Source organism: Marinobacter lipolyticus (assembly GCF_018424605.1).
GTDB classification, from domain to species: Bacteria; Pseudomonadota; Gammaproteobacteria; order Pseudomonadales; family Oleiphilaceae; genus Marinobacter; species Marinobacter lipolyticus_B.
Map to the genome: position 1 here is coordinate 136,687 of NZ_QTKT01000005.1, position 26,994 is coordinate 163,680.

Annotated in this window: 29 protein-coding genes; 17 read left to right on the forward strand and 12 right to left on the reverse strand. The window is 60.5% G+C overall.

All coding sequences use genetic code 11. The features are described 5' to 3' along the window. Nucleotides 1–95 precede the first annotated feature (95 nt). The 7 genes from DYI22_RS09175 (at nt 96) to DYI22_RS09205 (ending at nt 9,402) form a co-directional block, all read left to right on the forward strand. On the forward strand, nt 96–1,136 hold the full coding sequence (locus tag DYI22_RS09175) for a rod shape-determining protein (protein ID WP_213477878.1): 1,041 nt from the start codon (nt 96–98) through the stop codon (nt 1,134–1,136). 95 nt (nt 1,137–1,231) lie between these two features. Then, the gene (gene mreC, locus DYI22_RS09180) at nt 1,232–2,158 is read left to right on the forward strand and encodes a rod shape-determining protein MreC (protein WP_213477764.1); all 927 of its coding nucleotides are present in this window, start codon (nt 1,232–1,234) and stop codon (nt 2,156–2,158) included. Next, nucleotides 2,158–2,634 carry a rod shape-determining protein MreD gene (gene mreD / locus DYI22_RS09185; RefSeq protein WP_213477765.1) on the forward strand — a complete coding sequence of 159 codons (477 nt, stop codon included), beginning with the start codon at nt 2,158–2,160 and terminating at the stop codon, nt 2,632–2,634. Before mreC ends, mreD begins: the two co-directional genes overlap by 1 nt. Before the next feature lie 9 nt (nt 2,635–2,643). Then, entirely contained in the window at nt 2,644–3,222 is a 579-nt protein-coding gene (locus DYI22_RS09190; RefSeq protein WP_213477766.1) for a Maf family protein, read from the forward strand. Nucleotides 3,223–3,266: 44 nt separating this feature from the next. Then, the gene (gene rng, locus DYI22_RS09195; protein ID WP_213477767.1) at nt 3,267–4,745 is read left to right on the forward strand and encodes a ribonuclease G; all 1,479 of its coding nucleotides are present in this window, start codon (nt 3,267–3,269) and stop codon (nt 4,743–4,745) included. A 38-nt stretch (nt 4,746–4,783) separates the two neighbouring features. Further along, nucleotides 4,784–8,515 carry a YhdP family protein gene (locus tag DYI22_RS09200; protein WP_228300928.1) on the forward strand — a complete coding sequence of 1,244 codons (3,732 nt, stop codon included), beginning with the start codon at nt 4,784–4,786 and terminating at the stop codon, nt 8,513–8,515. A 38-nt stretch (nt 8,516–8,553) separates the two neighbouring features. Next, nucleotides 8,554–9,402: a carbon-nitrogen hydrolase family protein gene (locus DYI22_RS09205; RefSeq protein WP_213477769.1), complete on the forward strand. Its 849-nt coding sequence runs from the start codon at nt 8,554–8,556 to the stop codon at nt 9,400–9,402. An 11-nt stretch (nt 9,403–9,413) separates the two neighbouring features. Here DYI22_RS09205 and yjgA read toward each other — a convergent pair whose 3' ends face one another. The 12 genes from yjgA to DYI22_RS09265 form a co-directional block, all read right to left on the reverse strand. Continuing rightward, nucleotides 9,414–9,938, reverse strand: a complete 525-nt coding sequence (gene yjgA, locus DYI22_RS09210) for a ribosome biogenesis factor YjgA (protein WP_213477770.1) — start codon at nt 9,936–9,938, stop codon at nt 9,414–9,416. 20 nt (nt 9,939–9,958) lie between these two features. After that, nucleotides 9,959–11,320 carry a magnesium transporter gene (gene mgtE / locus DYI22_RS09215; RefSeq protein ID WP_213477771.1) on the reverse strand — a complete coding sequence of 454 codons (1,362 nt, stop codon included), beginning with the start codon at nt 11,318–11,320 and terminating at the stop codon, nt 9,959–9,961. Nucleotides 11,321–11,422: 102 nt separating this feature from the next. Beyond that, entirely contained in the window at nt 11,423–11,692 is a 270-nt protein-coding gene (locus tag DYI22_RS09220) for an HPr family phosphocarrier protein (RefSeq protein WP_213477772.1), read from the reverse strand. A gap of 6 nt (nt 11,693–11,698) precedes the next feature. After that, nucleotides 11,699–12,586, reverse strand: a complete 888-nt coding sequence (gene rapZ, locus DYI22_RS09225; RefSeq protein ID WP_213477773.1) for an RNase adapter RapZ — start codon at nt 12,584–12,586, stop codon at nt 11,699–11,701. A gap of 26 nt (nt 12,587–12,612) precedes the next feature. Continuing rightward, nucleotides 12,613–13,083, reverse strand: a complete 471-nt coding sequence (ptsN, locus tag DYI22_RS09230) for a PTS IIA-like nitrogen regulatory protein PtsN (RefSeq protein WP_213477774.1) — start codon at nt 13,081–13,083, stop codon at nt 12,613–12,615. Between the two features lie 99 nt (nt 13,084–13,182). Further along, nucleotides 13,183–13,491 (reverse strand): ribosome hibernation promoting factor, encoded by a 309-nt coding sequence (gene hpf, locus DYI22_RS09235; RefSeq protein ID WP_213477775.1) that lies wholly within the window; start codon nt 13,489–13,491, stop codon nt 13,183–13,185. A gap of 84 nt (nt 13,492–13,575) precedes the next feature. After that, the gene (locus DYI22_RS09240) at nt 13,576–15,102 is read right to left on the reverse strand and encodes an RNA polymerase factor sigma-54 (RefSeq protein WP_213477776.1); all 1,527 of its coding nucleotides are present in this window, start codon (nt 15,100–15,102) and stop codon (nt 13,576–13,578) included. 139 nt (nt 15,103–15,241) lie between these two features. Then, the gene (gene lptB / locus DYI22_RS09245) at nt 15,242–15,967 is read right to left on the reverse strand and encodes an LPS export ABC transporter ATP-binding protein (RefSeq protein WP_213477777.1); all 726 of its coding nucleotides are present in this window, start codon (nt 15,965–15,967) and stop codon (nt 15,242–15,244) included. Next, nucleotides 15,945–16,499, reverse strand: coding sequence for a lipopolysaccharide transport periplasmic protein LptA (gene lptA / locus DYI22_RS09250; RefSeq protein WP_213477778.1), 555 nt, complete (start codon nt 16,497–16,499; stop codon nt 15,945–15,947). The genes lptB and lptA overlap by 23 nt, the downstream gene beginning before the upstream one ends. After that, nucleotides 16,471–17,088, reverse strand: a complete 618-nt coding sequence (gene lptC, locus DYI22_RS09255; RefSeq protein WP_228300929.1) for an LPS export ABC transporter periplasmic protein LptC — start codon at nt 17,086–17,088, stop codon at nt 16,471–16,473. The genes lptA and lptC overlap by 29 nt, the downstream gene beginning before the upstream one ends. A gap of 13 nt (nt 17,089–17,101) precedes the next feature. Next, nucleotides 17,102–17,659: a KdsC family phosphatase gene (locus DYI22_RS09260; protein ID WP_213477779.1), complete on the reverse strand. Its 558-nt coding sequence runs from the start codon at nt 17,657–17,659 to the stop codon at nt 17,102–17,104. A 10-nt stretch (nt 17,660–17,669) separates the two neighbouring features. Continuing rightward, nucleotides 17,670–18,668: a KpsF/GutQ family sugar-phosphate isomerase gene (locus DYI22_RS09265; RefSeq protein ID WP_213477780.1), complete on the reverse strand. Its 999-nt coding sequence runs from the start codon at nt 18,666–18,668 to the stop codon at nt 17,670–17,672. Between the two features lie 188 nt (nt 18,669–18,856). Here DYI22_RS09265 and DYI22_RS09270 point away from each other — a divergent pair, with 188 nt between their 5' ends. The 10 genes from DYI22_RS09270 (at nt 18,857) to hisC (ending at nt 26,857) form a co-directional block, all read left to right on the forward strand. Next, nucleotides 18,857–19,669 (forward strand): ATP-binding cassette domain-containing protein, encoded by an 813-nt coding sequence (locus tag DYI22_RS09270; protein ID WP_213477781.1) that lies wholly within the window; start codon nt 18,857–18,859, stop codon nt 19,667–19,669. Further along, complete coding sequence (mlaE, locus tag DYI22_RS09275) at nt 19,666–20,448, forward strand: lipid asymmetry maintenance ABC transporter permease subunit MlaE (protein ID WP_213477782.1); 783 nt, start codon at nt 19,666–19,668, stop codon at nt 20,446–20,448. The genes DYI22_RS09270 and mlaE overlap by 4 nt, the downstream gene beginning before the upstream one ends. A gap of 58 nt (nt 20,449–20,506) precedes the next feature. Continuing rightward, nucleotides 20,507–20,956 carry an outer membrane lipid asymmetry maintenance protein MlaD gene (mlaD, locus tag DYI22_RS09280; protein ID WP_213477783.1) on the forward strand — a complete coding sequence of 150 codons (450 nt, stop codon included), beginning with the start codon at nt 20,507–20,509 and terminating at the stop codon, nt 20,954–20,956. A gap of 35 nt (nt 20,957–20,991) precedes the next feature. Then, nucleotides 20,992–21,645 carry an MlaC/ttg2D family ABC transporter substrate-binding protein gene (locus DYI22_RS09285; protein ID WP_213477784.1) on the forward strand — a complete coding sequence of 218 codons (654 nt, stop codon included), beginning with the start codon at nt 20,992–20,994 and terminating at the stop codon, nt 21,643–21,645. Continuing rightward, a complete protein-coding gene (locus DYI22_RS09290) occupies nt 21,642–21,965 on the forward strand; it encodes an STAS domain-containing protein (protein WP_213477785.1) in 324 nt (107 codons plus the stop codon). Before DYI22_RS09285 ends, DYI22_RS09290 begins: the two co-directional genes overlap by 4 nt. A 60-nt stretch (nt 21,966–22,025) precedes the next feature. Continuing rightward, nucleotides 22,026–22,268, forward strand: coding sequence for a BolA/IbaG family iron-sulfur metabolism protein (locus DYI22_RS09295; protein ID WP_213477786.1), 243 nt, complete (start codon nt 22,026–22,028; stop codon nt 22,266–22,268). A gap of 30 nt (nt 22,269–22,298) precedes the next feature. Then, on the forward strand, nt 22,299–23,561 hold the full coding sequence (murA, locus tag DYI22_RS09300; RefSeq protein WP_213477787.1) for a UDP-N-acetylglucosamine 1-carboxyvinyltransferase: 1,263 nt from the start codon (nt 22,299–22,301) through the stop codon (nt 23,559–23,561). 46 nt (nt 23,562–23,607) lie between these two features. Next, nucleotides 23,608–24,258, forward strand: coding sequence for an ATP phosphoribosyltransferase (gene hisG, locus DYI22_RS09305; protein ID WP_213477788.1), 651 nt, complete (start codon nt 23,608–23,610; stop codon nt 24,256–24,258). 239 nt (nt 24,259–24,497) lie between these two features. Then, nucleotides 24,498–25,808: a histidinol dehydrogenase gene (hisD, locus tag DYI22_RS09310; RefSeq protein WP_213477789.1), complete on the forward strand. Its 1,311-nt coding sequence runs from the start codon at nt 24,498–24,500 to the stop codon at nt 25,806–25,808. Next, nucleotides 25,805–26,857 carry a histidinol-phosphate transaminase gene (gene hisC, locus DYI22_RS09315; protein WP_213477790.1) on the forward strand — a complete coding sequence of 351 codons (1,053 nt, stop codon included), beginning with the start codon at nt 25,805–25,807 and terminating at the stop codon, nt 26,855–26,857. The genes hisD and hisC overlap by 4 nt, the downstream gene beginning before the upstream one ends. Nucleotides 26,858–26,994 lie beyond the last annotated feature (137 nt).

The following is a 26,994-nucleotide window of genomic DNA, read 5'->3' on the forward strand; positions in this document are numbered from 1 at the left end:
GGCCCGATCGTGCCTTGCCTGCCGGGGTGCTCGCTGCTAAAGTTGCCGCATCTTTTCTCTGCGACTGCAACTCTCAGGTTGAAACTACACGAATGTTGATTAAAAGACTCCGAGGCTTATTCTCAAGCGACCTGTCCATCGACCTGGGCACCGCCAACACCCTTATCTACGTGCGTGAGCGCGGCATCGTACTGAATGAGCCCTCCGTAGTGGCCATCCGTACCAGCGGTTCCCAGAAAATGGTCGCGGCAGTCGGCTCCGAAGCCAAACGGATGCTGGGTCGTACCCCGGGCAACATCACGGCCATCCGCCCGATGAAAGACGGCGTGATCGCCGACTTCGTGGTCACCGAAAAAATGCTTCAGCACTTTATTCACAAGGTGCACGAGAACAGCTTTATTACGCCAAGCCCGCGGGTACTGGTCTGCGTACCGAGCAAGTCCACCCAGGTCGAGCGCAAGGCCATCCGTGAATCCGCCCTCGGCGCCGGCGCCCGCGAAGTGTTCCTGATCGAAGAGCCCATGGCCGCCGCAATCGGTGCCGGCCTGCCGGTGGAAGAAGCCAGCGGCTCAATGATCGTTGATATTGGCGGTGGCACCACCGAAATCGCCATCATCTCCCTCAACGGCATTGTCTATGCCGAATCGGTCCGCGTTGGTGGTGACAAATTTGACGAAGCCATCGTGACCTACGTGCGCCGCAACTACGGCAGCCTGATTGGTGATTCCACCGCCGAACGGATCAAGCACGAAATCGGCTGCGCCTACGAAGGGCTGGAAATTCGCGAGATCGACGTGCGCGGACGTAACCTGGCCGAAGGCGTACCCCGGGCATTTACCCTGAACAGCGAAGAAATCCTCGACGCACTGCAGGAGTCGCTGGCCCAGATCGTTCAGACCGTAAAAAGTGCGCTTGAGCAGTCGCCGCCAGAACTGGCGTCTGACATTGCCGAGCGCGGCATCGTGCTGACCGGTGGTGGCGCCCTGCTGCGCGGCCTGGACAAGCTCATCAGTGAGGAAACCGGCCTGCCGGTGATCATCGCCGAAGACCCGCTGACCTGTGTTGCCCGTGGCGGCGGCAAGGCACTGGAAGTCATCGACCGCGGCGGGATCGGAATGTTCTCCCAGGAGGGGTAAAACCGTGGTACCGGCATCTCGCCTGACACCTCTCCGCCCCCGACCGCCGCAAGTGGACTACCACTGCGGCGGTCGTCGTATCTGCCGGGTAAATAATGGCGGGGGGCGCAGCCATTAAAACCATCTTTGTTCAAGGCCCCGTTCCGGGTTTTCGCCTGTTGCTGGTGATTGTCATATCGGCCGTGCTGATTGTTGCGGATGCCCGTTTCGACAGGGTCACCTCGGTACGCAGTGCCATCGGAACCGGGCTGGCTCCGGTGCACTGGCTGGGCAATGCGCCCTACGAGTTGCAGGACTGGGTTGCGGGCCTGTTCACCACCCGGGACGATCTTCTGGCAGAGAACGAGGACCTCAAGGCCCGTTTGCTGATTCTCGAACGGCGGGCGCTCAAATACGCGGCCCTGGCCTCCGAAAACAACGAGCTCCGGCGCCTGATGAATTCCTCCGAGGTGCTGGACGACCGGGTGATTGTTGGCGAGATTGTCGGCGTGTCGCCCGATCCGTTTTCCCACGAAGTTATCATCAACAAAGGCAGCCGTGACGGCGTCACCGTAGGTCAGGCCATCCTTGATGCCCATGGCCTGATGGGGCAGGTGCAACAGACCAGCAGTTTCACCTCCCGGGTGTTGCTGGTTTCCGACAGCAGTCATGCGGTACCGGTGGAAGCGGTTCGCAATGGCCTGCGCGCCATTCTCCTTGGCAACGGTGATATCAATTCTCTGGAGCTGGTCCACGTGCCGGACACCGCCGACATTCGCGAGGGTGACCTGCTGGTAAGCTCCGGCCTTGGCGGCCGTTTTCCCAAAGGTTACCCGGTGGCGGAAGTCGCCCGTATCACCAAGGAACCCGGTGAGCCATTTGTGAATATTGAAGCCACCCCGAAGGCCCGCCTGAATCAGAGCAGCCTGGTGCTGGTGGTGTTCTCTCCCGATGGTGAGCCCGATGCCGACGGTAATGGGCCAGGTCAGGAAGACCCGCCCGTCAATATCGGTCTTGAACCCGGCACAGGCGAGGTGCGCTGATGTTATCCGTAATCAGTTATCCGGTTTTCGCGCTCAGCCTCATCCTTGCGCTGGTGTTCAGCATCTCGCTGTTTCCCATGGGCTGGTTCGAATTCCGCCCGGAATGGCTCGGGCTGATGGTGTTCTACTGGACGTTCCGCGCGCCTGCCCAGTTCGGCATCCTGCTGGCCTGGTGTGCCGGCCTGTTGCTGGATGTGCTTGAGGCCACGCCGCTGGGCGTCAACGGGTTGGCGATGGCGGTGATTGCGTTCCTGGTGCTCACCATCCATCAGCGCCTGCGTATGTACCCCATGCCACAGCAATGCCTGATGGTGTTCCTGTTGCTGGGCATCAATCAGATGCTGGTGCACTTCATCAAGCAGACGCTGGGCGCCGAAGACGCCGGGTTCAGCTACTTGTGGCCGGCCCTGACCAGCGCTCTGGTGTGGCCGGTTGTCTGTATTCTGCTGGACAACCTGAATCGTAAACTGGGATAGGAATTTCCCGTGCATACCCTTGTTCTGGCTTCTGCCTCCCCGAGACGTGCCGAACTGCTGTCCCAGATCGGCCTTACATTCATCACCCGCCCGGTGGGTATCGACGAAACGGTACAAGCCAGCGAGCCTGCGTCGGCCTATGTCGAGCGTCTGGCACGGGAAAAAGCCCTCGCGGCGGCCGGCGATGCCGGAGAGCTGGTGATTGGTTCCGATACGTCGGTGGTCCTCTCTGGCGAGATCCTCGGCAAACCGGTGGATGCGGCCGATGCCAGCGCGACGTTGATGCGGTTGTCCGGGCAGACCCATCAGGTGATGACCGCCGTTGCACTGGTCCGAGACGGTGTCTGTACCGCCTGCGTGGTCACCACTGACGTCACCTTCCGCTCGCTCTCGGAGCAGGAAATACAGGCCTACGTGGCAACCGGTGAGCCGATGGACAAAGCGGGAAGTTATGGAATTCAGGGGCTTGGTGGTATTTTTGTTAAGGAAATCCGTGGCAGTTACAGTTCGGTGGTGGGTTTGCCACTGCAGGAGACCGCAGCACTGCTGGCGCAGGCTGGTTACCCGGTCTGGCAAACCTGGCATTGACTGGCTCGTATTGACTGGCCCCCATCGATGGGAAAGGGATCGCAATGAGTGAAGAAATACTGATCAACGTTACCCCGGTCGAGACGCGGGTGGCGCTTGTCGAAAACGGCATGTTGCAGGAAGCGTACATCGAGCGCACCAGTCGCAAGGGCATTGTCGGCAATATCTACAAGGGGAAGGTGGTCCGGGTCTTGCCCGGTATGGAAGCCGCGTTTGTCGACATCGGTCTGGAGCGGGCCGCTTTCATTCATGCTTCCGATGTGGTCAACGGTCAGTCATCCGATTCGGGGAACGATAGCCCGAAGGTGGTGCCGGATATCCGCACGCTGCTGCGCGAAGGCCAGTCCCTCGTCGTGCAGGTCACCAAAGACCCGATCGGTACCAAAGGGGCGCGCCTCACCACCCAATTGTCCATCCCTTCCCGCTACCTGGTGTTCATGCCCGGGGTCTGTCACATCGGTATTTCCCAGCGCATTGAAGATGAAAACGAGCGCACGCGCCTGAAATCCCTGGTGGAAACCGCCGCCGGGGAGCAGACCGACGTGCAGGGCGGTTATATCATCCGAACTGCCGCCGAAGCCGCCGCGTCAGAGGATCTGATCGGCGATATGAAATACCTCCATCGCCTGAGCCAGTCCATTCACGAACGCATTGGCCGGGTGCAGGCACCGGCGGTTGTCTATCAGGATCTGCCGCTGTTCATCCGTACCATCCGCGACCTGATCCGGCCGCAGACCGAGAAGGTGCGCATTGACAGCCGTGAGAGTTACCAGCGGGTGATGGAGTTTGTCGGCGAATTTGTCGCGGAATTCTCGGACAAGGTGGAGTATTACCCCGGCGAGCGCCCGATCTTCGATCTGTACTCGGTCGAGGACGAAATCCAGAAGGCCCTGAGCCGCAAGGTCCAGCTGAAGTCCGGCGGTTACGTGATCATTGACCAGACCGAAGCGATGACCACCATCGATATCAATACCGGCGCATTTGTCGGTCACCGCAACCTCGAAGAGACCATTTTCAAGACCAACCTGGAAGCGGCCCGCGCCATCAGCCGGCAACTGCGCCTGCGTAATCTCGGTGGCATCATCATTATCGATTTTATCGACATGGAAGATTCCGAACACCAGCGCCAGGTGCACCGGATGCTGGAAAAGATGCTGGAACGGGATCACGCAAAGACCAAGATTACCGGCGTTTCAGAGCTCGGTCTGGTGGAGATGACCCGTAAACGCACCACCGAAAGCCTGGGACAGGTCCTGTGCGAACCGTGCCCGATCTGCGATGGCCGTGGTTTCCTGAAAACCAGTGAAACCGTATGCTACGAGGTTTTCCGCGAGATCCTGCGCATCAACCGCGCCTACGATGCCGAGAGTTATCTGGTGATGGCCTCCCAGAGTGTGGTGGACCGGCTGCTGGATGAAGAATCCGATAACGTCGCTGACCTGGAAACCTTCATTGAGAAAACCATTCGTTTTCAGGTTGAGCCGTTCTACAGCCAGGAACAGTATGACGTGGTTCTGCTGTAAGCCGGTTGCAGTCTGACCCTATTCAGGCGATGTCACCCATGAGCATTGACCAGGATCCGGAGAATACCCCGATCCGGCTGGTGTCGAGACTGGCCGGCCTGGTCTGGTGGCTGTTGCTGGTGGCGCTGGTGCTGCTGGCTCTGTACGCCGGCGTTGGTCGCCAGCTGACCCAGAACATTGATCATTTCCGCAGCGACATCGAGTCCCGGTTGTCGGAGGAGCTGGGTCATGACATCAGCATCGGCTCGCTGAGTTCTTCCTGGAACTGGCTCGACCCCTCCCTGGAAGCCCGCAACCTCCACGTCCGCAGCGATGAGGGCGATGACCTTGTAGCCTCGCTGCAACACCTGCGTATCCGCCTCGACACCCTGGCATCGCTGTTCCGCCTGCGCATCGTGTTTGCCGATTTCGAAGCGGATGGTCTGGAACTTACCCTGAATCAGACGCCCCGTGGCGAAGTGTCGGTGGAGGGGGCGGATCTGCCCGAACCGGTGACCAACGACCTCAAATTCTGGCTGGACCGGGCCGGGGCGTGGCTGTCTGATCCCAGTGTCAGGATTACCCGGGTTAATCTCGGCATACGGGACAATAATGGCAAGATCCGCTTTGTGGATATCCCGCAACTGGATCTGGTCTATCAGCGCGGCCTGTTCCACGCCTCAGGGCGGGCCATGCAACCAGGTACCACCCAGCAGCTCGCCAGTTTCAGCCTGCTTGGCCAGCACTTTTTCAGAGGTGGCTTCAACGGGCAGGTGCACGTCAACGTGAATTCCGGGCGCCTGTTCGACGGCCTGATCGAGGAATACGCCTGGCGGAACATCCGGGTCGAGGGGTTTGATCTCGGCGGCCAGGCCTGGCTCACGTTCCGCAATGGCCGGCTGGAACAGGCGACCGGATCGGTCGAAACCCCTTACCTGCAACTGGGAGTTGGTCAGGCTTCTCTGGCCCCGCTGGAAAACATCCGCGCCCGCTTTGGCTGGCGCCGCAGCGAAAACGCACTTACCCAGGCCGCTCCGGTGGATCTCGAGAGCCTGGCGGATGCCGGTGAAATTCACCTCACCAATCTGCAGTGGACCTGGGACGGCGATCAGGTCTCGCCTTTCAGCCTTCGTATCCTGCAGCGGGAACGGGGTATCGAGCTTGTGGCCGATGACGTTCCGTTGCGCCCGTTGCGCCGGGTCATGAGCAATCTGGATTTGCTGCCGTCGATCGCGCAGCGCGCCCTGGAGAACTATCGCCCTGGTGGGCAGCTTGATGACCTCCGGTTCCGCCTGGACAAGGATTCCGACGACTGGTTCCATCTGTCGGCCACTCTCGACGCGCTCACGGTGGAGCCTTATCAGGGGGCGCCAGAGCTTCGGGGGCTTGATGGCAAACTGGTGATGACAGCCCATCAGGGCTATGTGGAGGCCGACAGCACGGGCGTGACGCTGGGCTTTCCGAACCTGTTCGGCGACAACTGGCTGCTTTCCCGGTTTCGGGGGCGGGTCGCGTGGCAGCTCGAAGACAGCGTGACCAGGGTATGGTCCGACGAGCTGGAGATGGAATACGGCGGCGACCCAAGCTTCAACGGGGCCTTTGATTTGCGCCTGGATCGCGACGGCGAGGACAACCTCAGCCTGCGGGTGGGTGTCCGCGACGGCAACGCCGGGATGCTGGCGGATTTTGTACCGGTCAGGACCGTCGATCCGGATTTGTATGCGTGGCTGACCACGGCGATCACCGAAGCAGACATTACCGACGGCGTCTACTACGGTCACGGTCAGATTGACCGGGATGCTCCGCCGGGTTCGTTTGTATCGTCCATGCGCTACCGCTTCGACAATGCCAGGGTTCGCTACGACGAGCGCTGGCCGGCGGTGGAGAACGCCAGCGGAGAGGTTTTCATACACGACGGTCTGACCCGGGTGGCCCTCGATCAGGCAACCACCGGACAGCTGGCGCTGGCGCCCAGCGAAGTGCGGGTGACGCCCGCAAATGGCGGTCTCACGCTGCAGGTGGATGCGGCGGCACGCATGCCGGGGACTGCCGTTGCCTACTGGCTGCAGAACAGCCCGCTGGGTGACATGGCCGGTGATGCCGGCAACAGCGTCGGGATTGACGGCGACTATGCGCTGGCTCTGGACCTGAGCTTGCCCCTCGGGGAGGAAGGGCCGGCCGGGCCGCAAGTGGACACCACCATCTCAACGTCCAACGGTCAGATCACCTATCGCGAAGCCGGGCTGATATGGGAGCAGGTGGAAGGCACCGTCCGCTTCAGCACCGAGACCGGGTTTTCCGGTGAGCCAGTCAGTGCCCGATTGATGGATGAGCCGGTCACAGTGAGTTTCGAAAGGGGGAGCAGCGGTGAATCGCTGACCATAGTCCAGCAGGGGCGGGTCAGGTTTCCCGAACTGTTCGAGCGCAGCGGCCTGGAGACTGGTGCAAACCTGGGGCTGGAGGGTGAGTCCACTTACACCGCCACACTCGAGGTAGGCGCGGACACGGCCTCTGTCATTACCCTGCGCTCCAACCTGAAAGGCACATCGGTGAGCTGGCCGGAGCCGCTGGCAAAAACGGCGGACGAGGAAGTACCTCTGGAAATTACCATTGATCCGGCCCGGGAAAACGGGGTGGGCATCGCCGCCACCTGGGAGAATCGGCTGGCGGTCGATGTGCTTCGCAGCGACAGTGGTTATGAAGTGGCGTTCAGTGAGCTATGGCTGGGGCGCCAGTTGCTGACCGATATCGAGATCAGTGCCAGTGATCTGGGGGACCGCTGGGTTATCAACACGCAGTCTGAGCGGGCGAGCGGTAGGATTGTGGTACCCGCGGGCGACCAACCCATCACCGTTGATGTCCAGCGTCTGCGCCTGGCTCGCGATGACAGTGCCGAAAGCAAGCCGGACGCGCTCACGATCGACCAGCAACTGGAAGCCTTCCGTGCGCTGAGATTGGGCGATTGGCCGGACATCAACGTGCGCATCGCGCAATTGAGTCTCAACGGGGATGATCTGGGTGCCTGGTCGTTCCGCCTGCGACCGCAACCGTATCGCCTGCAGGTGGAAGACATCGAAGGTCAGCTTAATTCCCTGAAGCTGATCGGTGAGATGGTCTGGAGCATTGTTGATAACCGGGAAACCACCCGCTTCACCGGCGAGATGAACGGGGGAACCCTCGCCGATCTGGGTAATCTGTTCGGCGCAGAGATGCCGTTACGTAATGAAGAAACCGCCATTGAGCTGGACCTCGACTGGCCGGGACGCCCCAACGATATCGGACTGGAAGAGCTGAGCGGCTCCGTGAGCCTGCGGCTGGACGACGGGGTGATCCTCGAGCGCAACAATACCGCGCAACTGTTCCGGGTGTTCAACCTGCTGAACGCGGACACGCTCTGGCGTCGCCTGCGGCTGGATTTCTCCGACCTCTACGAAGCCGGCGTTGCGTTCGATGCCATTTCCGGTAAGGCGGTGCTTACCCGGGGCCTGCTCAGCTGGGATCCGGAACTGCAGGTTGTCGGGCCCTCCGGAGCGTTCAGGCTGTCCGGCACTACGGACATGACACAGGAAAGTCTGGACATGCAGCTTGTGGTGGTGCTGCCATTGACCCAGAACCTGCCACTGGCCGCCCTGTTGATGGGCGCCGGTGCGCCCATTGGCGGCGCGTTGTTCGTACTCGACAAGATACTCGGTGACCCATTGAGTAAACTGACCAGTGCATCCTATAGTGTTACTGGTAGCTGGGATGAGCCGGAGGTTAACCTGCGCCGGGTGTTCGGCGACGGCGAGTAACTACCGGCGCACACCTATACAACACGCGGGAGTATGCCATGTCCAGTCCTTCGAGCCGCACGGTTGCCGCCATCCAGATGGTAAGCACCCACGATCTTCAGGCCAATCTTGACCAGGCCCGCCGGCTGCTGGCAGAAGCCGCTCGCCGCGGCGCGGCAGTGGCCCTGCTGCCGGAAAACTTTGCCGTATTGGCGACCTCGCAGATGGTGGCCTGTGGCCGGCAGGAAGTGTCAGGACAGCCGGTCATCCGTCGCTTCCTCGCAGAGCAGGCCAGGGCTCTGGGAATGTGGATCGTGGGTGGCTCGCTGCCGTTGGCAGACCGCGCCGACGGTTCATCGATTGACGACCGGGTCCGCGCCACCTGTCTGGTGTTTGATGATCAGGGGCGGGAGGTTGCCCGCTATGACAAGATCCATCTGTTTGACGCCCAGGTCGAGGACGCCCATGGCCAGTATCGTGAGTCGGATACCTTCGAGCCGGGCGATGCCGTCGTCAGCGTCGAAACTCCGGTTGGCCGCCTGGGGCTGGCCATCTGTTACGACCTGCGGTTCCCGGAGCTGTTTCGGGCGTTGCGGGAACAGCAGGTGGACTGGGTATGCCTGCCCAGCGCATTTACCTGGCAGACTGGCGATGCCCACTGGCACGCGCTGATACGAGCCCGTGCCATCGAGAATCAGGTATGGGTGGTGGCGCCCGGGCAGGGCGGTCAGAACAGCGAGCGCCGCCGCACCTATGGTCACAGTCTGATCTGTGATCCCTGGGGCAAAGTGGTGGCGGAAATCGACGAAGGCCCTGGTGTGATTACTGCGGAGCTGGATGCCGATCATCTGGCCAATGTGCGAAGCCGCATGCCGGTGTGGGAGCACCGGCGTCTTGTGACCCGCTAGCCCGCCGGGGTCTAGGATACCTCGTCAATGCACTCGCGCAGGTAGCGGAACAGTTTCTTCGCCTGCCCGGTGTTTTTTTGCTTCTCCAGGTCCTTGCGGGCATTGCGGGCCAGGTTGCGCAGATGCTGAATGTCGGCGCCCGGGCAATAGTCCACGAACTCTCCCACAGCCGAATCACCGTCACTGATCATGCGGTCGCGCCAGCGCTCTGCCAGGTGGTGGCGACGGGTATGTTCCTCACTGCCGGCGTCGAATGCGTCAATGGCGCGCTTCAGCGCGTCAGGGTCGTCTTCCTGACGAATCACCTTGCCAATGAACTGCAGGTGCCGGCGTTTGGCTTCGTTCTGGCGGATGCGCCGGGACTCTTCAATGGCCGCCCGCAGCGTGTCGCTGATGGTCAGGGTGTCGAGCTGGTCATTGCTCAATTCCAGCATGCGTTTGCCAAGGTCCTGGAGGGCGTGCATCTCCCGCTTCAGCTGGGATTTGCTGGGGCCCAGGTATTCCGGTGCGTCGTTGTCGTCCTGATGCGTTGTCATAGTGTTGCCTGTAGGTCGGATTACCCGTAAAAAATGGTGGCCAGGCCGAGGAAAGACATAAAGCCTACCACATCGGTCACCGTTGTCAGGATCACACTGCCGGCCAGTGCCGGATCGATATTGCGTGATTTGAGAAAGAGCGGCAGCACGGTACCGACCAGGGCGGCGGCCACCAGATTGATGACCAACGCCGCGGCGATGATCGCGCCGATCAGAATGTCCTGGAACCAGAGGGTGGCCGCCGTCGCCACTACTGCAGCCCAGAGCAGACCATTGAGGATGCCGGCAACAAACTCCCGGTTCAGCAGCCAGGCCACGTTGGCGCCGCTGATCTGACCCACCGCCATGCCACGAATCACCAGAGTCAGGGTCTGGCTGCCGGCAATGCCGCCCATGCTTGCGACAATCGGCATCAACACCGCCAGGGCCACCACCTTGGCGATGGTCTCTTCAAACAGTCCGATGACCGCCGAGGCGGTGAACGCGGTCAGCAGGTTGATACCCAGCCAGATAGCCCGGCGTCGCGTGGTTTTCAGAATGGGGGCGAAGGTATCTTCATCTTCATCCAGACCCGCCATGCTCATCAACGAATGGTCGGCGTCCTCGCGGATAACGTCGACCACGTCATCGATGGTGATGCGGCCGAGGAGGTGGCCATCGTCATTGACCACCGGCGCGGAGATCAGGTCGTAACGTTCGAACAGGGTGGCCACCTTGGTGTCCGAGAGCGACACGGGGATCGGCTCGATGTCGGTGTCCATGACCTCCCGCACGGTCGCCGCTGGGTTCGACACCAGCATCTTGGTGATAGGCAGCATGCCGATGAACTCATCGCGCCGGCTGACCACGATGAGGCTGTCGGTCATCGGCGGCAGGTTGCGGTGACGGCGAAGATAGCGCAATACCACGTCGATACTGATGTCCGGTCGCACCGTGATGGTGTCGGTGTTCATCAGGCCGCCGGCGGTGTCCTCCGGGTAGGAGAGTACTTCCTCGACCCGTTGCCGGTCCTGCTCGTCCATGGTGTCCAGGACTTCCTGGATCACCGTGTCAGGCAGTTGCTGCAGCAAATCCGCGAGATCATCGGACTCAAAGTCCTCGATGATGTCGGCCAGTTCCTGGGCGTTGAGCTGGCTGAGGAAGTAGCCGCGGATGTCGTCGCTCAGGTACTGGAGAACTTCGCCTTCCAGTTGCTTGTCGACCAGATTCCACAGCAGGGCCCGCTGGCGGGGTGGTGACGATTCCAGCAGGTGGGCGATATCGCTGGGGCTGAGGCCACCGTTCAGGATGCGCGCGACCTGTTTCAGCGCACCACTGTCCAGCGCTTCGCTGAGTGAGCGAAGGCGCTGTCGGGCCTGGCTTTTTTCCAGAATATCGGTCATGGGTCACCCACAGTCAGAAAACCTTCGCATTATAGCGGAGTTAGGCGCCACAGGTGAGAAAGAGTTGTAGGTGAATGTCACAGCAAACCGGCCAACGGCCGATTACTCACCTTCGCCGAAATAGTCGTTGATAAGCTCGGTCAGGGCTTCGATGGCCAGTTGTTCGTCCGGACCCTCGGCGATCAGCTCTACCTCAGTGCCCTGGCTGGCCGCCAGCATCATGACCTGCATGATGTTCTTGGCGTCCACTTCCCGCCCCTTGCCGCTGATGCGCACGGAGCTTTGGTAGGCCGAGGCGGTCGCCACCAGTTTGGCGGTGGCGCGCGCGTGCAGCCCCAGCTTGTTGATGATGGTGATGGTTCTGCGCATCATCGCGGATCAGGCCTGCTCGCGGCTTTGCAGGTGTGGCAGCTCGGTGTGCCGCACCTGGACGTTATTGTATTTGGTGCGGAAGTAATGGCCGAGTTGCTCGCACACATAAACTGAGCGGTGCTGCCCGCCGGTGCAGCCGATGGAAATGGTCATGTAGCTGCGGTTGCTGTCGGCGAAAGACGGCAGCCAGTTCTCCAGAAAGGCCGTGAGGTCCGCGACCATTTTTCGGCTCAGGGGTTCTTTCTCCAGAAACTCGATGACCGGTTGGTCAGTGCCTACATACTGGCGCAGACTGGTGTCCCAGTAGGGGTTCGGCAGGCAGCGCACATCGAATACGTAATCGGAATCCAGCGGCACCCCATGCTTGAAGCCGAACGACTGGAACAGCAGGGCCAGTTCCTGATCTTTGCGCCCGACAATCCGCTGTTTGACCATGTCCCGCAGTTCGTACATGGACAGGCCGGTGGTGTCGATGTAGAGATCGGCCAGCTTGGATAACGGCTCCAGCAGTTTTTTCTCGTTGCCGATGGCTTCCCGTAACGAGGTCTTGTCATCGCTCAGCGGGTGCTTGCGGCGGGTGGCGTGGAAGCGTTGCAGCAGGGACTGTTCATCGGCGTCCAGATAGATGATTTCAACGGTGACGCCGGTTTCGTGCAACTGGTGATAGATGGTCTCGAAATTCGACAGTTCGCCAGCAAGATTGCGGGCGTCGATACTCACCGCCATTTTCCGCAACCGCCCGGGGGAGGCGCTGTGGTTGGCCGCCTCGGTGGTCAGGGGGAACAGCAGGCCGATGGGCAGGTTGTCGATGCAGTAAAAACCCAGATCTTCCAGCACGTGCAGCGCTGTACTCTTTCCCGACCCGGATCTGCCACTGACTATGATCAGTTTCATCGCCTGTTGCCTCTGCTTGGAAGTGGTCAGCCGGGGTTTTCGGTCATCCGGCTGTAGAGCGTGCTGGCCTCGGTGCATTGTCTGAGCTGGTCGCAGAAGCCCCGGTCATTGAACTTTTCGGCAAGCTGGCTGAGCAGCTCAAGGTGTTCGCTGGTCGCTTCTTTGGGCACGATCAGGGCAAACACCAGATCCACCGGCTGGTTGTCGATGGCATCGAAGCCAACGCCTTCCTCCAGGGTCAGCAGCACGCCCACCACCCGGTCCAGACCTTCCAATCGGCAGTGGGGAATGGCGATGCCCTGGCCAATGCCAGTGCTGCCCAGCCGCTCGCGGGAGATCAGGTTATTGAAGATCTGGGTTTCGCTCAGGGTTTCATCCTGATGGTTTACCTGTTCGGCGATAAACTCCAGGACCCGCTTTTTGCTGGACGCAGGAACCCGACACAGGGTCAGCTCCGGTGCGAGAATGGTTTCGATAGTCAGGGACGTGTCGCTCATGGATCGACTGTAGTTCCGTGAAGAGTTCCGTAAAAAAAAGGCTGCGGCACGTTCAGCCGTGCCGCAGCTCGATTAGTTTGCACGCTGGCAAACAGTGCCTTAGCGGGCGCCGTTGCCGTGCATACGATCGACGTTCTTTTCCTTGTGTTTGAGGATCTGCCGATCCAGCTTGTCGACCAGTGCGTCGATAGCCGCGTACATATCCTCATTTTCTGCCTTTGCGTGAATTTCACCACCAATGACGTGGAGGGTCGCCTCCGCAAGCTGGCGCACCTTCTCAACTTCCAGCGTAACCTGGCAGTTGCTTATGTGGTCGAAGTGGCGCTCGAGCTTTTCAAACTTGCCTGACACGTAATCTTTCAGGGAGGGGGTCAATTCTACATGGTGGCCTGAAATATTGAGTTGCATAGGCGTCTCCTGTTGTCATCGTGCCGGCCCTGTCGCGGGTCGGCGGTGTGCCGGCGCATTGCTCCGCCGGCGGATCCTTGCGGGTCAAACCAGCCGTTTTCTCTCATTGGAGGGCGGAATGTGCATAGCCTCCCGATACTTGGCTACCGTCCGCCTGGCCACTTTGATGCCCTGTTCTCCTAGCATGGCTGCAATTTTACTGTCGCTCAACGGCTTTTTCGGAGTTTCTGCCGCAATCAGTTTTTTGATCATGGCACGGATTGCGGTGGAGGAACACTCTCCGCCCTCGTCGGTACTGACGTGGCTGGAGAAAAAGTACTTCAGCTCGAAAATGCCGCGAGGCGTGTGCATATACTTCTGGGTTGTCACCCGGGAAATGGTGGACTCGTGCATTTCCACCGCCTGGGCGATGTCGGAGAGGATCAGCGGTTTCATCGCTTCCTCGCCATGATCGAGGAAGCCCTGCTGATGCTCCACAATTCGCGTGGCCACCTTAAGCAAGGTCTCGTTACGGCTTTGCAGGCTTTTGATGAACCATTTGGCCTCCTGCAGCTGGTCGCGCAGGTAGGTGTTGTCGGCGCTGCTGTCCGCGCGCTTGATCAGTGAAGCATAGCTGGCGTTGACCCGTATCCGCGGGGCGATTTCAGGGTTCAGCTCCACGCGCCAGCGTTCGTTGTGTTTGCGCACGATCACGTCCGGGATCACGTAATCCGGCTCGGCCCGGTCCACGGAGTCCCCCGGTCGCGGATTCAGTCCGGTGATCAGCGCGAGCACGTCCCGTAGCTGATCTTCCTTCAGGCGACTGCGGCGCAGCAACTGCGCATAGTCGCGGTTGCCCAGCAGGTTGATGTAGTGGGTGATCACCAGGCGGGCCTGCGACAGCCACGGCGTGTCCGGCGGCAGCTGATTCAGCTGGATCAGCAGGCATTCCTGCAGATCACGGGCGAAAACCCCAGGCGGGTCAAAGTGCTGGAGCCGGTGCAGCACGGCTTCCACCTCGTCCAGTTCCAGTGGGTCGTCTTCGCTGTCGTCCGCCAGTCCAGAATGAATTTCTTCGATAGGGGAGGTGAGGTAGCCACGCTCGTCAACGGCATCCATCAGGGCGTGGGCAATGGCCTGGTCACGCTCGCTCATGGGGGTCAGATTCAGCTGCCACTCCAGATGGTCCTGCAGGGTTTCCGCCGGCGAGTTGCGGGTTTCGAAATCGCTGTCGTTCTCGTCGTCGTTGCGGGCCGCCGGTGCCGGCGCAGACTGATAGATGTCATCCCAGGCCGTGTCCACCGGCAGGTCGTCCGGGATGTTATCCGGGATGTCGTTTTCCGAGGCCCAGTCCGGACCGTTCTCGGATTCGTCCCAATCGGCAGCTGATTCGGTCGCAGCCGCCGTTTCCTCGCCCTGGTCGTCGCTGTCGTTCTCCGGGCTGCTCTCGTTGCCGTCAGCAACGTCGTCGTCCTCGGGGGTTTCCAGCATGGGGTTGGAATCCAGCGCCTGCTGGATCTCCTGCTGGAGGTCCAGGGTAGACAACTGCAGAAGCCTGATCGCCTGCTGCAATTGGGGCGTCATGGTCAGGCTCTGACCCATCTTCAGTTGTAATGACGCTTTCATAACCATGGTTCAGGATCCGTAACCCGATAACACCGGTTGTGTGGCTGCTTGCGAAAAAATCTTTGTATGCTAGTTACTTGCCATAACAAGCAAGTTCTTTGCCGAGTGTACTTGCTTGTCTTCATCATGACAATTGGGCGTCTGGTCAGAGCCGGAACTCATTGCCGAGATACACTTCTTTCACCTGCTGGTTCGCCAGAATTGCCGCGGAATTGCCAGAGGCGATGATGTGGCCGCCGGACACGATGTAGGCGTTCTCACAGATGTCGAGAGTTTCGCGCACGTTGTGGTCCGTGATCAGCACTCCGATGCCCTTGTCGCGCAGGTGACGGATGATCTGCTTGATGTCGCTCACGGAGATGGGATCTACCCCGGCAAAGGGCTCGTCCAGCAGAATAAACGCCGGCTCCATGGCCAGGGCACGGGCAATCTCCACCCGCCGACGCTCGCCGCCGGACAGGGCCATGCCAACGCTGTCGCGAATGTGGGTGATGTGGAATTCCTCCAGCAGCTCCTCAAGCTTGGCGTCGCGGTCTGCCTTGCCGAGGTCCTTGCGGGTCTCCAGTATGGCCATGATGTTGTCGCGCACCGTCAGCTTGCGAAACACCGAGGCTTCCTGAGGCAGATAGCCGATGCCCTTGCGGGCGCGACCGTGCATCGGCAGTGGCGTGATGTCCTGGCTGTCGATGGTCACCCGGCCGTGATCCGCCGGCACCAGGCCCACAATCATGTAGAAGCAGGTGGTCTTGCCCGCGCCATTGGGGCCCAGCAGGCCGACGATCTCGCCGCTGCGGATCTCCAGGGAAACGTCAATGACCACTTTCTTTTGCTTGTAGCTTTTCGCCAGATTACTGGCCCTGAGAACTGCCATCCGATTCCTGTCTGTTCTGGCTGCGTGGCTGGATAACCATTTCGACACGGCCGCGGCCGTTGTTGTCACTGGCGGCCCCTTCGGCGGTAACGACCCGTGCGACGCTATCATAATGAATGATGTCGCCGCGGAACAGGTTACCGTTCTGTTCAATCACTGCCTCGTTTTCAAAGGTCAGCCGGCTGTCGGGGGCCGAGTACGTGATGTTGAGGGCGCGGGCATCGGTTCGGCCCTGACCATCCTGTGCCGGCTGACGGTAGTGGGCCGGGCGTCCGCTGGCTTCTATGCGCTGCAGGCCGGCTTCATCCCGATAGAGTACCACCCGGTCTGCGGTCAGTTCGGTTTCCCCCTGGGTCATGATGACGTCGCCGGTGTAGGTGGCGATGCCCCGGCCGTCGTCCAGCCGCGCGTTGTCGGCGTTGACGGTAATGGGAAGATCGGAGTCGAGGTTGAATGCCGCCGCCGGGCCGGCCAACAGCAGCGCTGCCACTACGGCGACAATGTTACGGATTGGCTTGTTGGCCAGGCTCATAGCGTCCTTCCACCTGTGAGTCGAGTTCGAGTATGCGGTCGTCCATCCAGGCTTTCATGCCAATGGCCCGGGTTACGCTGAACGAGTCGGTCAGCTCAACCGGAGCATCGGTATAGGCCGTGCGGTCAACGTTGTTCAGCGTCAGCCGGGAGGTTGTCAGGGTAGCCTGCCGGTTGTTTTCGGTGCGGCGAACCACTTTCACGTTGCCTTCCAGTTCCACCACTTCGGTGCTGTCTCTGACGGTGCCGGAGTCGGCCGTAATTCGCCACGGGTCCGGCTCGCCTTCGCCGAAGACCAGGGCCCGGGGTGATTCCATGGTGGCCAGATTGCGGTCCTCGAACTGTTCGATGCGGGGGCTTTCAAACCGAACCGTCAGCCGTCCGGTCTCGTCGAAGGACATGAAGCGGCCTTTCACCACAAAGCCATCGGGTTCGGACTGTCCGCGCAGTGCCGCGGCCTCCACCGGTTCTTTTGGTTCGTCACTCTGCCACATCAGCGTGAACAGGGCCACCGCCGCACAGCCGAGGGCAAACGCCCTCATTAGAGGGTGGTTCGCCAGTGTCATTGCCGCTACCAGATTGCCACTCATCCTGTAAGTGCCTTCACGTTGCTGGAGTGTAGGGTGCCAGACTGCGGTCCAGCTGTCCGCAGGCGGTCAGCAGCAGGTCGCAGGCTTCCCGTACCGCGCCGCTGCCGCCGGGTAGCGATGTGCAGACATCCGCCTGCTCCCGCACCAGCCAGTAGCCATTGGGAACGGTGATGCCAAGCCCGGCGAAACGGATGGCCGGCAGGTCGGGCAGATCGTCCCCCATATAGGCAATTTCATTGGCGGCCACCCCAAGGGTATCCACCAGTTCCTGGAGAGCTACTTTTTTGTCTTCCCGGCCCTGCATCAGGTGGGGAATGCCCAGATCGCTCATGCGTTTCTGGGTCAGGGGGGAGGAGCGCCCCGTGATGACCGCCACGGTAATACCCGCCGCCATCACCTGTTTGAGGCCAAGACCGTCAAGGATGTTGAAGCCCTTGAGTTCATCGCCATTGGCGCTGAAGAACAGCTTGCCGTCGGTCATGATGCCGTCGACATCCAGCGCCAGCAGGCGAATACCGGCGGCTTTCTGCAGAATGGCCTCGGGCCAGCAAGGCCGCATGGAGTCAGTCATGGCCGGCTCCTCAGATTACGCCTGCGCGCAGCAGGTCATGCATGTTAATGGCGCCCACCAGGCGACCGTCGCCATCGGTTACCGGCAGCGCGTTGATTTTCAGTTCTTCCATGATGTTCAGGGCTTCGGCGGCCAGGTGGTCGGCCTCAATGGTCTTGCCGTTATGGGTCATCACCTCGCGGATGGGGGTGGTGTGTACATCTATGGATTTGTCCAGCGTGCGGCGCAAGTCGCCGTCGGTGAACACGCCGGTCAGTGCGCCGGTGTCATCAACCACGGTGGTCATGCCAAGGCCCTTGCGCGAAATTTCCAGCAGCGCGCCGCTGAGCGTGGTGTCGCCGGTCACCCGCGGAATCCGGTCGCCGGTGTGCATGATATCGGAGACCCGCAACAGCAGGCGACGCCCCAGGCTGCCACCCGGGTGGGAGAACGCAAAGTCCTCGGCGCTGAACCCCCGGGCCTCCAGCAACGCCACGGCCAGGGCGTCGCCCATCACCAGTGTGGCGGTGGTGCTTGAGGTCGGCGCCAGGCCCAGGGGGCAGGCTTCCAGCGCCACGGAGACGTCGAGATTCGCGACCGCCTCACGGGCCAGCGTGGATTCCGGATTGCCGGTCATGGAAATCAGCGGCGCGCCCATGCGGCGCAACAGCGGCAGGATGGTGATGACCTCGCTGGTGTTGCCACTGTTGGAAATGGCGAGCACCACGTCCTGCCCGGTAATCATGCCAAGGTCGCCGTGGCTGGCCTCGCCCGGGTGGACAAAGAATGAGGGTGTTCCCGTGCTTGCCAGCGTGGCGGCGATCTTATTGCCAATGTGACCGGATTTCCCCATGCCGGTGACCACCACCCGGCCCTTGCAGGCCATGATGACCTCGCAGGCGCGCACGAAATGGTCGTTGATGCGATCGGAAAGCGCGGCAATGGCGTCTTTTTCGATGTCGATCGCACGGATGGCCGAGTTCCGGTAGGTTTGCGCGATGTCGGCTGTGGGCTTGCTGCTGTTGCTCATGCTGTTTCCGGCTTGCACCTTGTCGTCATGGGGAGACTGTTCGGGTTGGCGAGAGTATATCACTTCCCGTCGCCACCGGGCTTTTGTTCAGGGAAACTGATCATTGCCATCAGGACATTTTACTCTGTGCGGATTGAGCTTGCCGCCGGCTTCGCATACTGTTACCCCCTGTTTGAAAGGGAACGGATATGGATTCAGGCGTCTATATAACGCTGCGGGACGTGGTGTTCTCCCGCTCAGGCCGACGCATTTTCGACGGCGTTAGCCTGGACATTCCCCGTGGCAAAATCACCGCTATCATGGGGCCGAGCGGCACCGGAAAAACCACCTTGCTGCGGCTGATCGGCGGGCAACTGAAGCCGGATTCGGGAGAGATTTTGGTGGCCGGCGAGTCGGTTCCGAAGTTGAAGCGCAAGGCGCTCTACACCCTCCGCGAGAAAATGGGCATGCTGTTCCAGAGTGGCGCTCTGTTCACTGATCTGAGCGTGTTCGAGAACGTGGCGTTTCCGCTGCGGGTGCACACGTCGCTGCCGGACGACATGATTCGCGACATAGTTCTGATGAAGCTGGAAGCGGTGGGGCTGCGGGGCGCTCGCCGACTCATGCCCGCCGAGCTTTCCGGGGGCATGACCCGCCGGGTGGCGCTGGCCCGCAGCATTGCCCTGGACCCCGAACTGATCATGTATGACGAACCTTTTGCCGGCCAGGATCCGATTGCCATGGGGGTGCTGGTCAAACTGATCCGCGATCTCAACCTATCGATGGGGCTGACCAGCGTGCTGGTGTCTCACGATGTGCCGGAGTCGCTGAGTATCTGCCATTACGCCTGCATCATTGCCGACGGTCAGGTCATCGGTGAAGGCACGCCGGACGAGCTTCGTCAGCATTCGTCGGAGCGCGTGCAGCAGTTCCTGCAGGGTCAGCCCGACGGGCCGGTGCCGTTCCATTACCCGGCCGCCGATATCGGCTCGGACTGGGGACTGGGTGGAGGCTCGGCATGATGGATAACATAGCAGCGCTCGGGCGCCTGGGGCTGGACGTGATCGCGACCGTCGGAAGGGCGGGGCGGTTTCTCACCGGGGTTTTGGTTGGCGTGCCCCGCCCGTCGGTCGGGTTTCCGCTGCTGGTGCGTCAGCTGTATTCCGTCGGGGTGCTGTCACTCGCCATAATTGTGGTATCCGGCCTGTTCATCGGCATGGTGCTGGGGCTTCAGGGCTACACCATTCTCAGTGATTACGGTTCGGAAGCGGCCATCGGGCAGATGATTGCGCTTACGCTGGTACGGGAGCTGGGGCCGGTGGTGACCGCATTGCTGTTCGCCGGGCGTGCCGGTTCGGCGTTGACCGCCGAGATCGGCCTGATGAAAGCCACCGAGCAACTCTCCAGCATGGAAATGATGGGTGTCGATCCACTGCGTCGGGTTATTGCGCCGCGGCTCTGGGCCGGTTTTATTGCCCTGCCCATCCTGGCCGCCATTTTCTCGATGGTGGGTATCTGGGGTGGCATGCTGGTAGGGGTGGAATGGCTGGGCGTTTTTGAAGGGTCATTCTGGGGTAATATGCAAGCATCCGTGAGCTTTACCGAGGATGTGCTCAACGGCGTGTTCAAAACCGTGGTGTTCGGGTTCGTGTGCAGCTGGATTGCGGTGTTCCAGGGCTACGATTGTGTGCCGACATCGGCCGGAATCAGCTCGGCCACCACCAAAACCGTGGTGTATTCCTCACTGGCGGTGCTGGGTCTGGACTTTGTGCTCACCGCCGTGATGTTTGGTGATTTCTGACGAGTCGTGCGCGGGTTTATCAGGCAGGGAATTCAACAGCGTTTATCGGGAGCAGGACATGGCGCAAAGAACCACTGAAATTGTTACGGGTCTGTTTATCATTGCCGGTCTCGCTGCGCTGGTGTTTCTGGCGTTGCAGGTTAGCGGATTGTCACCGAAAAGCGACACCGACACGTATACACTGTATGCCAACTTCAACGATGTGGGCGGCATAGCGCCCCGGGGGAAAGTGGCCATGGCGGGGGTGACCGTCGGCTCGGTCCGCAGCGTGACCCTGGACAGGGAAACCCTGCAGGCGCGTGTAGAGCTTGCGATTGACGCCGAAGTGGATAATATCCCCGCCGACAGCGCAGCGGTCATACGTACATCCGGCCTGCTCGGGGAGCAGTACATTGATATCTCCATTGGCGGAGATATGGAGTCGCTTCAGCCGGGCGACCGCTTCTATTCAACTCAGTCGGCCATGAATCTCGAACGCCTGATCACCAACTTTGCGTCGGGCAAATAACGAGAGAAAAGGATCGAATGTCACAGGAGAAACACATGGTTCTGATCAGACACAGCATGCTTGTTGTCGCTTTTTTGATGGCAGCGCTGGCAATGCCTGCTTACGCCGGGCCGGAAGAAGATCTGGTGCAATACGTGGACGAGAATACCCAGCGCCTGGTCGACAAGCTCAATGAAGAGAAAGGCTTGTACCAGCGTGATCCCGAAGCCTTCTACACCAGCATGGACAAGGAGCTCCGGGAGTTTGTGGATTTCCGGCGGATCGCGGCCCGCGTTATGGGGCGTTACGCCCGCCAGACCTCTCCGGAGCAGCGCGATGAGTTTGTCGAGAAATTCAAGCGCAGCCTGTTCGACAGCTACGCCCAGGCGCTGGTCAGTGCCGATGACTTCACCATCGAAGTGAAAGACGCGGAGATCAACGCCAGTAACAGTGATCGGGCGTCGGTGGCGATGGAGGTGCAGACCGCCAGCGGCAACCGGTACCCGGTCACCTACTCCATGTACCGGAGCGACGATGGCCGCTGGATGATGGAGAACGTCATTGTCGAAGGCATCAACATCGGTCTTGCCTTCCGCGATCGTTTCTCTCAGGAAATGGAGCAGAACCGCGGGCAGATTGAAGCGGTGATCGATGGTTGGGGCGATGCGGTCAAATCCCTCAATCTGGAAGAGGAAGTCGACAAGTCATGACCGTGGCCCCGGCCCGGGTTGAGATTGCCGGTGACACCCTGACAGTGAGCGGAGATATCGGTCCGCTCAATGTCCTTCCGGTGCGAGCGCAGGGTGAATCGCTGATCGCCGCCGCCGGTGGTGATCTGAGCGTCGACCTGACCGCCATGGGTGCCGCCCACAGTGTGGTGCTGTCGTTGCTGCTGTGCTGGCAGCGCCAGGCGGCGAGCCAGGGCAAAACCCTGGTGTTTTCCGGTGCCAGCGACCGGCTGGCCTCTCTCGCCTCCCTCAGTAACCTGGATGATCAGTTTCCAGGCTTCCGTGAAAAAACGCCCGGCTGACCCGGGCCGCGGAATTGGTTACAATCTCGCCCCTGATTTTAAAACACCCGAGGATTTTCTATGGAAGCCGCCGAAGTTACCGAGCTGGTAAAGCAGGCCCTGCCGGACTGTGAGGTTCAGGTTCAGGTCGATGGCACCCATTACATGGTCGTTGTGGTTGGGGAGGTCTTCGAAGGCCTGCCGACCATCAAGCGGCAGCAACTGATCAACAAGGCGCTGTTCCAGCAGATCATGGACGGCTCCATACACGCTCTGCACCCGAAAGCATTTACACCGGCTGAGTGGGCCGCGCGCCAGGGCTGATTGCAGCCCGCCAATTACAGGACAACGATTGTGGACAAACTTCTGATCGGGGGCCGCAAGCCCCTGAATGGCGAAATCCGGATCTCCGGTGCCAAAAACGCCGCGCTGCCCATTCTGGCCGCTACCCTGCTGGCGGACGAGCCGGTCACTGTGGGCAATCTGCCACACCTGAACGACGTGACGACCATGATCGAGCTGCTCGGTCGCATGGGCGTTGAATTGCTGATTGATGAAAAAATGAGCGTGGAAGTGCACGCCAACACCATCAAGCATTTCCACGCCCCGTACGAGCTGGTCAAGACCATGCGGGCGTCGATTCTGGTGCTGGGGCCGCTGGTGGCCCATTTCGGAGAGGCGGAAGTGTCACTGCCGGGCGGATGCGCCATTGGCAGTCGCCCGGTGAATCTGCACATCCATGGCCTGGAGTTGATGGGCGCGGAAGTAAAGGTCGAGAACGGGTACATCAAGGCCAAAACCAACGGTCGCCTGAAGGGGGCCCACATCTTCCTGGACACCGTGACCGTGACCGGTACGGAAAACCTGATGATGGCGGCGGCGCTGGCGGATGGTAAAACCATCCTGGAAAACGCCGCCCGTGAACCGGAAGTGGTCGACCTTGCGGAATGCCTGATCGCCATGGGCGCTGACATCAAGGGCCATGGCACCGCGACGATCGAGATCAACGGTGTTGAGCGTCTCCACGGCTGCCATTACAACGTGTTGCCGGACCGTGTGGAAACCGGCACCTATCTGGTGGCGGCGGCCGCGACCGGCGGCCGGGTAAAGCTGAAAGACACCCGTGAGGATCTGCTGGAAGCGGTGCTGCTCAAACTGGAAGAGGCCGGTGCCCACATTACCACCGGCCCGGACTGGATCGAGCTGGACATGAAGGGCAACCGGCCGAAAGCGGTTAACCTGCGCACGGCGCCGTATCCGGCCTTCCCGACCGACATGCAGGCCCAGTTTGCGGCCATGAACGCGGTCGCCGAAGGCACCGGTACCATCGTGGAAACGGTGTTCGAGAACCGCTTCATGCACCTGCAGGAGCTGATCCGCATGGGGGCGGACATTACCCTTGAGGGTAACGCCGCCATCATCAAGGGTGTTGAGCATCTGACCGGGGCACCGGTGATGGCCACCGACCTGCGGGCGTCAGCCAGCCTGGTGATCGCCGGCCTGGTGGCCGACGGTGACACCATTGTGGACCGTATCTACCACATTGACCGCGGCTACGAGTGTATTGAAGAGAAGCTGCAGCTGCTGGGCGCGAGCATCCGCCGCCTACCAGCATGATTGAAACGGCCTCGCCAACAGCGTGGCCTGGCAACCGGAAGGACCAATGACCGACTCCATCACCATCGCTTTGTCGAAGGGACGCATTCTCGATGAAACCCTGCCTCTGCTGGCAGAGGCAGGCATTGAGCTGGTCGACGACATCAAGAAATCCCGCAAGCTGGTGTTCCCCACCACGGCTCCCAACGTGCGGGTACTGATCATCCGCGCTACCGATGTACCGACCTATGTTCAGTACGGCGGGGCAGATCTCGGTGTAACGGGTAAGGATGTCCTGATGGAACACGGTGGGGACGGCCTCTACGAGCCGCTGGACCTGAACATCTCCCGCTGCCGTTTGATGACCGCCGGCCCCAAGGATAAGCCGGCGCCGGCTGGTCGAATCCGAGTGGCCACTAAATTTGTGAATCTGGCGCGGCGATATTACTCAGCGCAGGGTCGTCAGGCGGACATCATCAAGCTTTACGGCGCGATGGAGCTGGCGCCGATTCTGGATCTGGCGGATGAGATTGTCGATATTGTCGACACCGGCAATACCCTCAAGGCCAACGGCCTTGAACCGCGGGATCTGATCGAGCATATCAGTAGCCGGTTGGTGGTGAATCGTGCGTCCATGAAGATGAAACATGGCCAGATTAACCCCATAATCGAGAAGATGTCTGCTGCCGTAGAAAAGCGTAGGGATGCTTCGGTGTAACCGCTGTCCAGTTTGAGTTTTGGGGCTGAAGGGAGCGGGTAAGGCTTTCCAAAACACGCTCAAGCACATCCATGTGGCGCTTGGGCTCCGCCATCCCTGGCTCCGCACAGTTTTGGAAAGCCTTACCCGATCCCTTCGTCTGACTTAAAGTTGTTCTGGACAGCTATGCAGAGCACTCCACTAGTGGGCATAGAGATTCAAGCATTTCAAAGCCGTTGATCCCATACAGGATTTGATTCATGACCGTAAGCATCAAACGATTAAACGCCTCCCAAAGTGACTTTGATAGTGCACTGGCCAATCTCTTGGCCTGGGACGACAGTGTGGATCATCAGGTGAACGAGTCGGTGCGTCATATCCTGCATGAGGTGAAAACCCGCGGCGACCAGGCGGTGCTGGAGTTTACCGAGAAGTTTGATCGCCTGACGGTGGGCAGTGTTGCCGAGCTGGAAATGGATCAGGCGCGCCTGCAACAGGCGCTCGAGTCGACTCCCCCGGATCAGCGTGCGGCACTGGAAAAGGCCGCCGAGCGCGTCCGCGATTACCACGAGCGGCAGAACCAGAAGTCCTGGCAGTATGAAGATGAGGACGGCACGGTGCTGGGTCAGAAGGTGACACCGCTGGATCGCGCCGGGCTGTACGTTCCGGGCGGTAAGGCGGCGTACCCGTCGTCGGTGTTGATGAACGCCATTCCCGCGAAAGTGGCCGGGGTGGGCGAAGTCATCATGGTGGTGCCAACGCCCGATGGCGTGGTGAACGACATGGTGCTGGCGGCTGCGGCGATTGCCGGCGTTGATCGCGTGTTCACAGTGGGTGGTGCGCAGGCGGTGGGAGCGCTCGCTTACGGCACGGAAACCATTCCGGCCGTGGATAAGATCGTGGGGCCGGGTAATATTTTTGTCGCCACCGCCAAGCGCGAGGTGTTCGGCACCGTCGGCATCGACATGATCGCCGGCCCGTCGGAAATCCTGGTGATCTGCGATGGCAAAACCGATCCGGACTGGATTGCCATGGACCTGTTTTCCCAGGCCGAACACGATGAGCAGGCGCAATCCATCCTGATCAGCCCGGATGCGGATTTCCTGGATGCGGTTGAAGCGAGCATCAACAAGCTGCTGCCGACCATGGAGCGCGCGGACATCATTCGCACGTCCATGGCCGACCGCGCCGCGCTGATCCAGGTGGCTGACCTCAGTGAGGCTGCCCAGGTATCCAACCGGATCGCGCCGGAGCACCTGGAGCTCTCCGTGGAGAATCCGGAAGCTCTGGTGGAGGAGATCCGGCATGCGGGCGCCATCTTCATGGGGCGCTACACCGCCGAAGCTCTTGGCGACTACTGCGCCGGCCCCAACCACGTGTTGCCAACCAGCGGGACGGCGCGGTTCTCCTCGCCGCTGGGGGTATACGATTTCCAGAAGCGTTCGTCCATTATCGGTTTCAGTGCCGCAGGGGCTGATCGCATGGGGCGGGTGGCATCGGTGTTGGCTCGCGGCGAAGGGCTAACGGCCCACGCCCGCTCCGCGGAATACCGCGTTAAAGGTGACAAATGAGTAAATTCTGGAGTCCGCTGGTTAACGACCTGGTGCCTTACGTGCCGGGTGAGCAGCCGAAGATGGCCAACCTGGTGAAGCTGAACACCAACGAAAACCCGTTCGGCCCGTCGCCCAAAGTCATCGAAGCCATCCAGGCCGAACTGAACGACAGCCTTCGCCTCTATCCGGACCCGGAAGGCGAAAGCCTGCGCCAGACCATTGCCGGTTACCACAACGTCAATCCGGAGCAGGTGTTCCTGGGCAACGGCTCAGACGAGGTGCTGGCCCACATTTTCTATGGCCTGTTCCAGCATGGCGCGCCGGTTCTGTTTCCGGATGTCACCTACAGCTTCTACCCGGTGTACTGCGGCCTCTACAATATTGAAGGCAAGACCGTGCCGCTCACGGACACCTTCGAGATCAATCCGGCGGATTACCGGCAACCGAACGGCGGCGTGATCTTCCCGAATCCGAACGCACCCACCGGCCGCTATCTCGGCCTGGAGCACGTGGAAGCGATTCTGCAGGCGAACCCGGACCGTGTGGTGGTGGTTGATGAAGCCTACATCGACTTCGGCGGTGAAAGTGCAATCACACTGGTCGACAACTATCCGAACCTGCTGGTCTCGCAGACGCTTTCCAAAGCCCGCTCACTGGCCGGCTTGCGCGTCGGCTTCGCCGTGGGCCATCCGGATTTGATTGAAGCCCTGAATCGCGTCAAAAACAGCTTTAACAGCTACCCCCTGGACCGCCTGGCCCTGGCGGGCGCCAAGGCCGCCTACGAAGACGAGGCCTGGTTCCGGAAATGCTGCGATGGCGTGATTTCCGAGCGCGAGCGCGTCACCAGTGCACTGGAAAGCCTTGGCTTTGAAGTGCTGCCCTCGAAAGCCAACTTCATTTTTGCCCGCCATAAGACACAGGCTGGCGAAGCGCTGGCCAAAGGCCTGCGAGAGCAGGGCATCATTGTGCGTCACTTCAATAAGCCCCGAATCAGTGAGTTCCTGAGAATCACGATAGGAACGCCAGAGCAGAATGATGCTTTGATTGAGGGTATTAGAGCTCTGTAAACCTTTCAGGTTAGATAGAGGCCGGCAGGGAGGGGTGTTTCGGGAATGTCGGAGGCCATGGATGGCCGGAGATCAAGCGCACAGGGATGTGCTTGTAGCGTTTCCCGGAACACCCCTCCCTGCTGGCCGATAACTCC

Coding starts and splice junctions, on each gene's coding strand:
- mreC (WP_213477764.1), top strand. CDS start 1,232: ATGGCGGGGGGCGCAGCCATTAAAACCATCTTTGTTCAAGGCCCCGTT.
- mreD (WP_213477765.1), top strand. CDS start 2,158: ATGTTATCCGTAATCAGTTATCCGGTTTTCGCGCTCAGCCTCATCCTT.
- rng (WP_213477767.1), top strand. CDS start 3,267: ATGAGTGAAGAAATACTGATCAACGTTACCCCGGTCGAGACGCGGGTG.
- DYI22_RS09200 (WP_228300928.1), top strand. CDS start 4,784: ATGAGCATTGACCAGGATCCGGAGAATACCCCGATCCGGCTGGTGTCG.
- DYI22_RS09205 (WP_213477769.1), top strand. CDS start 8,554: ATGTCCAGTCCTTCGAGCCGCACGGTTGCCGCCATCCAGATGGTAAGC.
- yjgA (WP_213477770.1), bottom strand. CDS start 9,938: ATGACAACGCATCAGGACGACAACGACGCACCGGAATACCTGGGCCCC.
- mgtE (WP_213477771.1), bottom strand. CDS start 11,320: ATGACCGATATTCTGGAAAAAAGCCAGGCCCGACAGCGCCTTCGCTCA.
- DYI22_RS09220 (WP_213477772.1), bottom strand. CDS start 11,692: ATGATGCGCAGAACCATCACCATCATCAACAAGCTGGGGCTGCACGCG.
- rapZ (WP_213477773.1), bottom strand. CDS start 12,586: ATGAAACTGATCATAGTCAGTGGCAGATCCGGGTCGGGAAAGAGTACA.
- ptsN (WP_213477774.1), bottom strand. CDS start 13,083: ATGAGCGACACGTCCCTGACTATCGAAACCATTCTCGCACCGGAGCTG.
- hpf (WP_213477775.1), bottom strand. CDS start 13,491: ATGCAACTCAATATTTCAGGCCACCATGTAGAATTGACCCCCTCCCTG.
- DYI22_RS09240 (WP_213477776.1), bottom strand. CDS start 15,102: ATGGTTATGAAAGCGTCATTACAACTGAAGATGGGTCAGAGCCTGACC.
- lptB (WP_213477777.1), bottom strand. CDS start 15,967: ATGGCAGTTCTCAGGGCCAGTAATCTGGCGAAAAGCTACAAGCAAAAG.
- lptA (WP_213477778.1), bottom strand. CDS start 16,499: ATGAGCCTGGCCAACAAGCCAATCCGTAACATTGTCGCCGTAGTGGCA.
- lptC (WP_228300929.1), bottom strand. CDS start 17,088: ATGAGTGGCAATCTGGTAGCGGCAATGACACTGGCGAACCACCCTCTA.
- DYI22_RS09260 (WP_213477779.1), bottom strand. CDS start 17,659: ATGACTGACTCCATGCGGCCTTGCTGGCCCGAGGCCATTCTGCAGAAA.
- DYI22_RS09265 (WP_213477780.1), bottom strand. CDS start 18,668: ATGAGCAACAGCAGCAAGCCCACAGCCGACATCGCGCAAACCTACCGG.
- DYI22_RS09270 (WP_213477781.1), top strand. CDS start 18,857: ATGGATTCAGGCGTCTATATAACGCTGCGGGACGTGGTGTTCTCCCGC.
- mlaE (WP_213477782.1), top strand. CDS start 19,666: ATGATGGATAACATAGCAGCGCTCGGGCGCCTGGGGCTGGACGTGATC.
- mlaD (WP_213477783.1), top strand. CDS start 20,507: ATGGCGCAAAGAACCACTGAAATTGTTACGGGTCTGTTTATCATTGCC.
- DYI22_RS09285 (WP_213477784.1), top strand. CDS start 20,992: ATGGTTCTGATCAGACACAGCATGCTTGTTGTCGCTTTTTTGATGGCA.
- DYI22_RS09290 (WP_213477785.1), top strand. CDS start 21,642: ATGACCGTGGCCCCGGCCCGGGTTGAGATTGCCGGTGACACCCTGACA.
- DYI22_RS09295 (WP_213477786.1), top strand. CDS start 22,026: ATGGAAGCCGCCGAAGTTACCGAGCTGGTAAAGCAGGCCCTGCCGGAC.
- hisG (WP_213477788.1), top strand. CDS start 23,608: ATGACCGACTCCATCACCATCGCTTTGTCGAAGGGACGCATTCTCGAT.
- hisD (WP_213477789.1), top strand. CDS start 24,498: ATGACCGTAAGCATCAAACGATTAAACGCCTCCCAAAGTGACTTTGAT.
- hisC (WP_213477790.1), top strand. CDS start 25,805: ATGAGTAAATTCTGGAGTCCGCTGGTTAACGACCTGGTGCCTTACGTG.